This window comes from Flavobacterium sp. FlaQc-57, from assembly GCF_044007395.1.
Lineage (GTDB): Bacteria > Bacteroidota > Bacteroidia > Flavobacteriales > Flavobacteriaceae > Flavobacterium.
This window is the reverse complement of sequence record NZ_JBIPDA010000002.1, coordinates 170,914-182,602: the sequence shown is the minus strand read 5'-3', so window position 1 is coordinate 182,602 and position 11,689 is coordinate 170,914. Positions and strand designations below refer to the sequence as shown.

The 11,689-nt window shown below is 33.1% G+C and carries 9 protein-coding genes; 7 read left to right on the top strand and 2 right to left on the bottom strand.

Annotated features, from left to right (window positions below):
* Positions 1-7 precede the first annotated feature (7 nt).
* Positions 8-388: a TraR/DksA C4-type zinc finger protein gene (locus ACHRVZ_RS06815; protein ID WP_007807070.1), complete on the top strand. Its 381-nt coding sequence runs from the start codon at positions 8-10 to the stop codon at positions 386-388.
* Between the two features lie 244 nt (positions 389-632).
* Here the strand turns inward: ACHRVZ_RS06815 and ACHRVZ_RS06810 are convergent, their stop codons facing one another.
* Entirely contained in the window at positions 633-1,013 is a 381-nt protein-coding gene (locus ACHRVZ_RS06810) for a hypothetical protein (RefSeq protein WP_395421490.1), read from the bottom strand.
* Between the two features lie 32 nt (positions 1,014-1,045).
* The gene (locus ACHRVZ_RS06805; protein WP_395421489.1) at positions 1,046-1,402 is read right to left on the bottom strand and encodes a roadblock/LC7 domain-containing protein; all 357 of its coding nucleotides are present in this window, start codon (positions 1,400-1,402) and stop codon (positions 1,046-1,048) included.
* Positions 1,403-1,582: 180 nt separating this feature from the next.
* Between ACHRVZ_RS06805 and ACHRVZ_RS06800 the strand changes: the two genes are divergently transcribed.
* From ACHRVZ_RS06800 to ACHRVZ_RS06775, 6 genes are all read left to right on the top strand, one after another.
* Positions 1,583-1,798, top strand: a complete 216-nt coding sequence (locus tag ACHRVZ_RS06800; protein ID WP_395421488.1) for a hypothetical protein — start codon at positions 1,583-1,585, stop codon at positions 1,796-1,798.
* 119 nt (positions 1,799-1,917) lie between these two features.
* Positions 1,918-2,526: a lipoprotein signal peptidase gene (locus tag ACHRVZ_RS06795; protein WP_395421487.1), complete on the top strand. Its 609-nt coding sequence runs from the start codon at positions 1,918-1,920 to the stop codon at positions 2,524-2,526.
* Positions 2,527-2,669: 143 nt separating this feature from the next.
* Positions 2,670-5,828, top strand: coding sequence for a UvrD-helicase domain-containing protein (locus ACHRVZ_RS06790; protein ID WP_395421486.1), 3,159 nt, complete (start codon positions 2,670-2,672; stop codon positions 5,826-5,828).
* An 80-nt stretch (positions 5,829-5,908) separates the two neighbouring features.
* A complete protein-coding gene (gene kbl, locus ACHRVZ_RS06785; RefSeq protein ID WP_395421484.1) occupies positions 5,909-7,102 on the top strand; it encodes a glycine C-acetyltransferase in 1,194 nt (397 codons plus the stop codon).
* Positions 7,103-7,215: 113 nt separating this feature from the next.
* Positions 7,216-8,667 carry an OmpA family protein gene (locus tag ACHRVZ_RS06780; RefSeq protein WP_395421483.1) on the top strand — a complete coding sequence of 484 codons (1,452 nt, stop codon included), beginning with the start codon at positions 7,216-7,218 and terminating at the stop codon, positions 8,665-8,667.
* A gap of 63 nt (positions 8,668-8,730) precedes the next feature.
* Complete coding sequence (locus ACHRVZ_RS06775; RefSeq protein ID WP_395421482.1) at positions 8,731-11,499, top strand: PD-(D/E)XK nuclease family protein; 2,769 nt, start codon at positions 8,731-8,733, stop codon at positions 11,497-11,499.
* The last annotated feature ends 190 nt before the right edge of the window (positions 11,500-11,689 follow it).

Genomic DNA, 11,689 nt, shown 5'->3' with positions numbered 1-11,689 from the left:
GTATAAAATGATAGATGAAATTACAAGATACTCTGATGCTGATTTAGCAGAGTTCAAAGAAATAATTCAAAATAAAATACAAAAAGCACAAGCCGATTTGGACTTAATAAAAAGTGCTTACATGAACGATTTGAATAATGGAACAGATGATACTTCTCCAACTTTTAAAGCATTTGAAGAAGGAAGCGAAACGATGTCTAAAGAAGCGAACTCACAGTTGGCTATCAGACAAGAAAAGTTTATACGCGATCTTAAAAATGCATTATTCCGTGTTGAGAATAAAACATACGGTATTTGTAAAGTAACAGGTAAGTTAATTGGCAAAGAAAGGCTAAAAATCGTTCCTCATGCAACAATGAGTATTGAAGCGAAGAACTTGCAACGATAAGATAATATTTGATTAAATAAGCGCTCCTTTTAGGGGCGTTTTTTTTGTTTAATGTTTTGCTGAAGTGTAGCTGGGTAGTCGCGGATTCTTTTGAAAGAATTCGATTATAATTTTTAAAAATGAGCCCGTAAAAAGGGTTTTATTTTTTGTAAGAATGTAAAAGAGTCTGATTTGGGGCGGTGATAATTGTATTTTAATTAGAACTGTCCGGATTAAGGACAGTTCTAATTAAATAACCTTGAGATTAAGCCAGGTTTTTTTCTAACTCTAATTTGTGTTTTCTTAAAACGGCTCTCGTCATTCCTAAATTTGCTTTAGTTGCATCTGCAGCAAGATAGATCATGAATTTTTTGTTTGGTGAAATGTCGATAATGTGAATTTGATTTGAAAGAGTAATCAAAATATCTTCGATTTCCTGATTTAGATTTAGGGCTTTTACTGCGCTTAATTTGGCTTTTACAACTTCAAGATTGTATGCGGCTGCAAGTTCGGGGTCAAAACCTGGGTCGATTGTCAAGTTGCCATAGCTTAATCCTGATTCAATTTCAGTTACAGCAACTGCTATAAAGCCGTTTACGTTGGTTTTCATTTCGTTAAGAAACACGTTTAAAAAGTCATTACTCATAGTTTGTGGTATTTGGTGTTAATAGATTTATGTTATTTTAATAGTGAATTCTTGCTTAGCTCGTTAGAAACTTCGTCAGTTGAGCGCATTAATAATCCCAAATTGCTGCCGTCTTTTGAAAATGCAATTATAAAGTTTGAGCCGCTGATTTTATTTCCAATAACAACTCCTTCTGTGGTTTTTAAGAAAAGTTGTTTTAAGGTGCCTTTGTCTAAGTCTGATAAGAATTTTTCGCTCATTGATAATATCGCAGCACTCATAGCTGCAACACTATCTCCATAGTCTAAGTGTAATGATGTAATTAGTTTTCCTTTTCCATTTAGTATTAATGCCGAGGAAGATTTGGTGTTAACCAGAAAGTCGTTTAGAGTAGTTGTGATTTCATTCATATTTTGTAGGATTTGATGAAGTTGTTAAAATCGTTTCACTTTAGTGTTGTATTGATAGGAAATCTTGGTTTTTTGTCTAAACAAGTGTTAATTTTTATTAACAAATATAAATTAAATTATGTATCATTGTAATACCAAAACGTTAATAATTTTATTTATTTACTATAAAAAACTTACAGAATGGCTAAAGTATTGAAGTTCAAAGAAGTAAACTCAGATGTCGAGAATAGAATGAAAGATTTTGAAAAAATTCGTATTAAATTGAAGGCTGATGTGAAAAAGAATGAGATGAAAAAGGCAAATCCCGGAAAAGAAGGGAAAGGTCTGTTTAAGTCAATCTCAGAGTTTTTTAGTGATCCTCCTAAAAATTCTGCCAGGCCGGTTGCAAAAAAATAGTTTTTGTTTAACTTAAACCTTAATTATAATTGGTTTAGTTTAATTACAATAGAATTAACGCTCCATAGGGAGCGTTTTTTTTGATTAAATTACTATTTTTGCGATCAAAATTTATTAAAATGTCATTACGAAAAGCGTATTTCCTTATATTTTTAGTTTTAATTGTTGATCAGCTTTCAAAAATCTATGTAAAAACAAACTTTACATTAGATTATGGAAGTAATGAAGTTAAAATTTTTGATTGGTTCAGAATTCATTTTATTGAAAATGAAGGAATGGCGTGGGGAACAAAAATACCGGGTGAATACGGAAAATTGATTCTGACCGTTTTTAGAATTTTTGCTGTAGTCGGAATCGGATTTTGGTTAGCTGATTCAGTGAAGAGGCGTCATTCTACTTATCTGATTGTAGCAATTGCATTAATTTTTGCAGGTGCGGCAGGAAATATAATTGATTCCGTTTTTTATGGGGTTATATTCGATGACAGTCACGGTAAGTTAGCAACGATTTTTTCACCGGAGCCTTATGGTACTTGGTTTCATGGTTTGGTAGTTGACATGTTCTATTTTCCGATTTGGAAAGGCGTTTTGCCAACCTGGTTTCCTATTTGGGGAGGTGAAGAGGTTTCTTTTTTTAATGCTATTTTTAATGTTGCTGATATGGCAATATCTACAGGTGTTGGAATTTTACTTGTATTCAATAAGAGAGCTTTTCCTAAAACCGCATAACTATTTTAAAAAGTCTGAAAAATTAAATGCCAAATTCCAATAACTGTGCGTGATAAACGTATCGGGTATTGGAATTTGGTTTTTTGCATTATTGGGATTTAATATTTAATGTGTTATTTTTACCCTACAAAATAATCAAACTTATGCAAAGTCCGTCTTTCTCAATTTATGATGCGTCTGCAGGTTCAGGAAAGACCTATACTTTAGTTAAAGAATATCTTAAAATTATTCTTTCTTCTACTAAAAATGATGCTTATCGTAATATTCTGGCTATAACTTTTACGAACAAAGCGGTTCATGAAATGAAAAGTCGTATTGTGGGAAGTTTGTCTGAGTTTGCAAAAGAGGAACCTTCTGCGAAAGCGCTTGATTTGATGGAAGATTTGTCGCAGGAAACGGGGCTTTCGGTTATTAAAATCAAAACAAAATCGCAAAATATTATCAAACATCTTATTCATAATTATGCTGCTTTTGATATTTCTACAATTGATAAGTTTACGCACAAAGTAATTCGTGCTTTTGCGCATGACTTGAATTTGCCAATGACTTTCGAGGTTACTTTAGATACAGAGAATTTGTTGATAGAAGCGGTTGATGCGATTATTGCGCAAGCCGGTCAAGATGAAACGCTGACAAAGTTGTTGATTGATTTTACGATGGAAAAGACTGACGACGATAAAAGTTGGGATGTTTCGCGTGAAATTCTTGAAACAGGGCGATTAGTTTTGAATGAAAATAATCGAAATGAGATTTTGCATTTCCAGGATAAATCTATCGAGGAGTTCGTCGAGATAAAAAAGAAGATGTTGGTTCTTTGTAAAGAGCTTGAATCTGAAAATGAAAAGTTGGCTGTTGAGGTGCTTGAGTTAATCGGTAAAAATGGTATTGATCTAAAATCTTTTTCAAGAGGAACTTTTCCTAATCATCTGGAAAGTATTCGTGATGGGAAGTTTAATCCTCGAAATAAAACTTTTCATGAATTTGATGATATTGCAATCAATAAAACAGCGAAAGACAAAGCGCTGATCGAAAATTTAATTCCTGATCTGCTTAAAACTTTAGAGAAGATATATAAGAATTTTGAAAAGAGGGATTTCTATAAAGCATTCTTGAAAAATATTACGCCACTTTCTTTACTGAATACAGTTAGTAATGAGTTGGCGAAAATTCAATCGGAGCAAAATGTTTTGTCGATTTCTGAGTTCAATGCGATTATTCATCGTGAAATTCAGAATCAGCCAGCGCCTTTTATATATGAAAGATTAGGAGAGCGATATCGTCATTTTTTTATTGATGAGTTTCAGGATACTTCTGAAATGCAGTGGCAAAATCTGATTCCTTTAATCGATAATTCCCTTTCTGGTCTGGATGATCATGGAAATAAAGGAACATTGATGATTGTGGGTGATCCAAAACAATCAATTTATCGCTGGAGAGGAGGAAAGGCTGAACAATTCATAGAATTAAGTAAAAATGTAAATCCGTTTAATAATCCTGATAAGGAAATTAAGCATCTAAATACGAATTATAGAAGTTATAGCGAAGTAATTGATTTTAATAATGCTTTTTTTAAATTGATTTCGACTGAATTTTCAAATGAAGATTATAAAGATTTGTATGAGAATCATAGTTTTCAAAATTCAAATTCTAAAAAAGGCGGTTATGTTAATATTTCTTTTCTTCCAATAATTGAAAAATCTGATTTTGCAGATGATGAAGATGTTGTAGAGAAGTCAGATTTGTATGTTTTAGCCACCTTAAATACAATTCGGAAAGTAGTTGGTGAAGGTTTTGAATATAAAGATATTGTGATTTTGACTCGAAAACGAGATCAGGGAATTGCGATTGCAAATTATTTAACAGAGCAAAACATTCCTCTGTTATCATCAGAAACCTTGATGATTCAGAATGCTACAGAAGTTCGGTTGATTGTTCATTTGCTTAAATATTTAAACAATAGTGCTGATTTAGAGTCAAAGGCTAATTTCTTGCATTTTTTGGCTTCAAATACCGTAATTGAAATGCCGATTCATGATTTTATCGCGCAGGGAATGGCGCAAAAACTCGAAAGTGATTTTGAAAAATGGCTTTTAAGTTTTGATGTTTCTCTTTCTTTTGAAGATGTTCGTAAAAAATCTTTGTATGAAGCGGTAGAAATTATAATATCAAAATTTGTTCTCCCTTCTGAAGGAAATGCTTATGTGCAGTTTTTTCTGGATATTGTCTTAGAGAGAGATATTAGAAATCAAGCAGGAATTGCGGATTTTTTGAGTTACTGGGATAAAAATGGAGATAAATTTAGTATTCCGTCTCCGGAAGGAAATAATGCAGTTCGTATTATGACCATTCATAAATCAAAAGGTTTGGAGTTTTCGGTAGTAATTATGCCTTTTGCTGAGGAAGATTATAATCGAAAGCCAAAAGATAAATTATGGCTTGATGGAGAAGATATTGATTTAGGTGTTCCTAAAGCTTTGATTGATAATAGTAGTGCAGTTGAAGGTTTTGGGGAAAATGCTTCTGCAGTTTTTAATTCGAAAAAACAAGAAGAGCTGCTTGATAATATTAATGTCTTGTATGTGGCGTTAACGCGTGCAGAAGAACAATTATATGTTATTTCGCAATCTTTAAAAGAGCGAAAAGATGGTGAATTCCCTAGTAATATGGCCTCTTTTTTTATTAAGTTTTTAATTCATGAAGGTGTTTATGAGGTAGAGAAGCTTGAATATGAATTTGGAAATCGTGTTAGGCTTTCGAAAGTAACTAAGTCGGTGAATTTGGTTAAAACGATACCGGTTGTCGCAGAAGTTTTAAAGCCTAAAAATATAAAAATTGCGCAACGAGAGGCTTTAATGTGGGGTACGCATCAACAAGAGGCAATTGCTTACGGAAATATAGTTCATGAGATTTTAGCTTTTGTAAAAGATAAATCAGATGTTGGTTTGGCGATAACAAAGGCGATTGAGAATGGTTTAATTAAGGTTGATCAGGTAGATTTGGTTTCGAAGTCGTTACAGGAAATTGTCAATCATCCTGAATTAAGTGTTTGTTTTGATGGAAAATATAATGTTTTGAACGAGCAGACAATTGTTCAGAAAGAAGGGCGAATATTAAAACCGGATCGCGTTGTTTTGACTCAGAATAAAGAAGCGTATCTTTTGGATTATAAAACCGGAGCGATAAATTCGAAATATGCGAAGCAAATTCAGGAATATCAAGATGCAATTGAAGATTTGGGTTATAAAGTGTTAAAAAAGGCATTGGTATATATAGGAACAGAAATCGATGTAGTAAATTTGTGAAAAAATTAATCAGATGTTAAGGATTAGCAAGGTCTAAAATGATCTAAAATGTTAATATTTAACGTTTTAAATAAATAAAAATGTACGGTAAAATAAAAGAACATTTGCAAAGTGAGTTGCAAACTATTGAAGAAAACGGAATTTTTAAAAAAGAACGTATAATTACTTCAGCGCAAGATGCAGAAATTACTATTTCGACAGGGGAAAAAGTTTTAAACTTCTGTGCGAACAATTATTTAGGTCTTTCTTCTCATCCTGAAGTTGTTCAGGCAGCCAAAGACGCAATGGACACACATGGTTTCGGAATGTCGTCTGTGCGTTTTATTTGTGGGACTCAGGATATTCATAAAACTTTAGAGAAAAAAATCGCCGATTTTTATGGAACTGAAGATACTATTCTCTATGCAGCAGCTTTTGATGCTAATGGTGGTGTTTTTGAGCCTTTGCTAGGAGAAAATGATGCTATTATTTCAGACAGTTTAAATCATGCTTCTATTATAGATGGTGTTCGTTTGTGTAAAGCAGCACGTTATCGTTATGAGAATAGTAACATGGAAGATTTGGAGCAGCAGTTAATTAAGGCAAACGAAGCCGGAGCCCGCTTTAAATTAATTGTTACAGATGGTGTTTTCTCTATGGACGGTTTGGTTGCGCCTTTAGATAAGATTTGTGACTTGGCCGATAAATACGATGCAATGGTAATGGTTGATGAGTGTCATGCTGCTGGATTTATTGGTGCTACTGGTAAAGGTACGCTTGAGGCAAAAGGAGTAATGGGAAGAGTTGATATTATTACCGGTACATTGGGTAAAGCCTTAGGAGGTGCGATGGGAGGTTATACTACTGCCAAAAAGGAAATTGTTGAATTATTACGTCAACGTTCAAGACCTTATTTGTTTTCAAATTCATTAGCGCCTGCTATTGTAGGGGCATCTATTAAGGTTTTTGAATTGTTAGAAAAAGATACTTCTTTGAGGGATAAATTAGAATGGAATACTAACTATTTTAAAGAAGGAATGAAAAAAGCTGGTTTTGATATTATAGATGGTGATTCTGCAATTGTACCAGTAATGTTATATGATGCGAAATTATCTCAAACTATGGCTAATGAGCTTTTAAAACAAGGGATTTATGTAATCGGATTCTTCTTTCCGGTTGTGCCAAAAGAAAAAGCGAGAATTAGAGTTCAATTGTCAGCTGCACATACTAAAGAGCACTTAGATATAGCAATAGAGGCGTTTATTTCAGTTGGAAAAATGTTAAAAGTTATATAATTCCCACTTTGCTAAAATTTTTGTAGGTTTTTTTTAACATTTCATTTTGTATTTAAAAAATTTGGTGTTACTTTTGCTTGTAATTAACTAAATTGTAATTAAAAAAATTAAGTATGAAACATCTTAACAAACTTTTAGTTGCTGTGATGATGGTGATGGGTTTAAGTTCTCACGCACAAGACAGTAACAATCCATGGGCTATCTCTTTTGGAGTTAATGCCGTTGACACTAGGACTAGTGCTGGTGGAGGAAATGGTTTCTTTGATCAACACTTTTCTCAGCCATTCGCTGTAAAAGACAACTGGAACATTCTTCCATCTTTATCTTACATTGGTGTGAATAGATATGTAGGTAGTGGATTCTCAGTTGGTTTACAAGGTTCTGTAAACAAAATTGATAAATTAGTTACTTTCGCTCCAACTGCGGCTGGACATGATTCAAGAGGTAACGTTGTTACTAATCCTGGAGATTTGATGTATTATGGAATTGATGCTACTATTAAATATAGCTTCCAAGAATTAATCAAATCTAAAGTAATTGATCCTTCATTATCTGTTGGTGGAGGTTACACTTTCTTTGGAGATAGTAGTTTCGGAACAGTTAACCCAGGTGCTGGAGTAACTTTTTGGTTTACTGATGCTATTGGTCTTGAGTTAGGTACAAAATATAAATGGGTTGTATCTCCTAACGAAACTAAAGTGGGAGACAGATCTGTTTTTCAACACACTGCTGGTCTAGTTTTCAAATTCGGAGGTAAAGATACTGACGGAGACGGAATCTACGATAAAGATGATGCTTGTCCAGATGTTGCTGGTTTAAAACAATTCAACGGATGTCCTGATACTGACGGAGACGGAATCGTTGACGCTAGTGATGCTTGTCCAGATGTATTTGGTTTAGCTGCATTAAACGGATGTCCTGATACTGACGGAGACGGAATTGCTGATAAAGATGATGCTTGTCCAGATGTTGCTGGTTTAGCTGCTTTAAAAGGTTGTCCTGATACTGACGGAGACGGAATTGCTGACAAAGATGACAAATGTCCTACTGTTGCTGGTCCAAGAGAAAATGGTGGTTGTCCTTTCTTAGACGCTGATAAAGATGGTGTTGCTGATAAAGATGACGATTGTCCTACAGTTTACGGTCCTGCTTCAAACAGAGGATGTCCTGAAGTAACTAACGAAGCTTTAGAAGATCTTAAAGTTCAAGCAAGAGCAGTTTACTTTAATTCAGGTAAAGCTACTTTCAAAGCAGGAGACAAAGAAACTCCAGCTAGATTAGATGCAATTAAAGAAATCCTTAAAAACTATCCAAACGCGAAATTCTCTATTGAAGGTCACACAGATAGTACAGGTTCTGCTAAATTGAATCAAAAACTTTCTGAAGATAGAGCTGCTGCTGTAATGAATGCTTTAATTGAAAGAGGAGTTAATCCAGAGAACTTAGTTTCTAAAGGATTTGGAGCTTCTGTTCCAGTTGCAAGTAACAAAACTGCTGCAGGTAAAGCACAAAACAGAAGAACAGAAATTAGACACATTGGTTCTAAATACCAAGGTAAAATCTAATTTACTTTCTAAATAAATACTAAAAGCCATTCTTAATTGAATGGCTTTTTTTATTTTTATCAAATGATAAATACTTCTTTTCTCGGAAAAATTGCAACTGTTGTAATTCAGGATTATTCAGCCAAACTTGCTGAAACTACTATTGTCTTACCTAATAAAAGAGCTAAAGTTTTTTTAATTGAAGCTTTGAAGAATGAAACAAAAGAAACGATTCTTTGTCCGGAAATTATCAGTATTGAGGATTTTGTACAAGATGTTGCGTCAATTAGATCTATAGATTCTATTGAGCTTTTGTTTGAGTTCTATGAGGTTTATTTATCAGTGACTGAAAAGCAGAATCAACAATCATTTGAATTATTTGCCAATTGGGCAAAAACACTTTTGCAAGATTTTAATGAAATTGATCGCTATCTTTTAGATCCATCGCATGTGTTGTCGTATTTGAAAGATATTGAAGACATTAAAAAGTGGGGAATTGAAGTCGAGAATAAAACAAAGCTTTTAGAAAATTATATTGATTTTTGGAAACTTTTGCCATTGTATTATGATGCCTTATACAATCATTTGCTAAATAAATCTATTGGATATCAGGGATTAATTTATAGAGAAGCTGTAAATAATCTAAATCACTTTTCGAATACAATTTCAAATAGGACTTTTATTTTTGCTGGATTTAATGCTTTAAATGCCGCCGAAGAAAAGATTGTGCAGCATCTTATAGCTTTAGATCAGGCTAAAATCTATTGGGATGTAGATCAGACTTTTTTAAATGATCCATATCATGATGCAGGGCTTTTTGTGCGACGTTTTAAAGAAAACTGGAAGCACTATAAAACTAATCCGTTTGAGTGGATTGTAGACGATTTTTCACAGTCTAAAAATATCCAGGTAATAGGAACTCCTAAAACTATTGGACAAGCAAAATTAGCAGGTAGTATAATTGAAAATATAATTTCAGAAAATCCAACAACGGCTCTTGATAAAGTGGCTATTGTTCTTGGTGAAGAAAATTTACTAATGCCGGTTTTGTATTCGTTACCTTCTTCAGTTGGAAGTTTAAACATCACGATGGGATATTCAGGAAAGAATAATCCGTCTCAGATATTGATTGCCAAATTATTTAAAATGCACACCAATGCGCTCTCGCGTAAAGGAGAAAGTTATGTTTTTTATTATAAAGATGTTTTAGATATATTAACCCATCCGTTGGTTGAGCCTTATGCAAATGCCAATAAATTGGTTCGGATTATCAAAGAGAATAACTATACTTTTATTACTCACAATCGAATTACAGAGCTTAATTCAAATCCGTCACAATTATTTCAAATGCTTTTTCAGAAATGGGAAAACGGATCAATTGCAGTTCTTGAAAATGTTTCGGCGATTTTGCTTTTAATAAAAGAGAACTTTAGTAATGATAATGAAGAAGAGAAAATTGCGAAGGCTTTTGTTTTTGCAGTTTTCAAAGTAATTAATAAGCTGATTAATTATTACTCACAACATAATCATATTGATAATATTGATACTTTACATGCAATTTATAAGCAAATTATAGATGTTGCAGAAGTCTCGTTTGAGGGTGAGCCTTTGCGAGGATTACAGATTATGGGAGTTCTTGAGAGTCGTGTTCTTGATTTTGACACTGTAATTGTAACTTCTATGAATGAAGGTAAATTTCCGGCTGGAAAATCTCAGAATTCCTTTATTCCTTATGATGTTAAAAGAGAATTAGGTCTACCGACTTTTAAAGAAAAAGACGCCATTTATACCTATCACTTTTATCATTTGTTGCAAAGAGCAAAAAATATTTATTTGATATATAATACAGAAAATGATGGTTTGGATGCCGGCGAACGTAGTCGTTTTATCACGCAGTTAGAAGTTGAAAAACAGAGAAAACACAATTTAACTTTTGATATTTACAATCCGGTTTTACCAACGACCGCTTATGCTCCAATGGTGGTTCCAAAATCTGAGGCCGTAATGGAACGTTTGAGAGAAATTGCTACTGTTGGTTTTTCTCCTTCGGCTTTAACGAGTTATATCAGAAATCCAATTGATTTTTATTTTCAAAAAATACTCCGAATTCGGGAAGTTGAAGAAGTGGAGGAGAATATCGCATTAAATACTCTTGGGACTATAATTCATGAAACTTTAAAAGCTTTGTACGAACCGTTTATTGGTAAATTTATTTCAGAACCTGATCTTGAAAATTGTTTCAAACTGTTAGACGGCGAGGTTTTAAAACAATTTAAGTTGGTTTATAAAGAAGGTGAAATCAAGAAAGGGCGCAATCTTTTGGCATTTGAAGTAGCGAAACGTAATGTTTCTAATTTTCTAAGAATGGAATTAGAGTTAATTAAAAATGGTGACGCTGTTAAAATTATTGCTTTAGAAGAAACGTACGGACGTGAATTGAATCATCCGAATTTGCCATTTCCTGTTTTAATTAAAGGGAATGTCGATCGAATTGAATTGCGCAACGGAAAGATTAGAATTATTGATTATAAGACCGGAAAAGTCGAAAAGGCCAATGTTATACTGAAATCATGGAATGGATTGACACAAGAGCTTAAAAACGACAAAATCATTCAGGTATTAGCATATGCTTTTATGTTTGAAAAAGAAGCTGGCGATATTCCGATTGAGGTTGGAATTATTTCATTTAAGAATCTAAAATCCGGCTTTTTGCCTTTTGGATTTAAGGAAGATAAAGAATTAGATATTACAGTTACAAATGAGATTTTAAGAAATTATCTGGAAGAAATTGTATTGCTGTTAAACGAAATTTTTGATGTAAATATTCCTTTTGAAGAAAAAATAAATGATTAGAAAGCTATCAAACATATTCGAATTTTTTAAAACGACGTTGGTTGTTAATTTGGCAATTTGCGCAATTGCTGTGTTGTTTGGTGGTTTTGATTATTTCTTTATCATGTTTTTAAGTTTTGGTTTTTTGATGAGTATTGGATTTAAAGAATTATACCGAAAAAACGACTATCTTTTTTATTCGAATAACGGA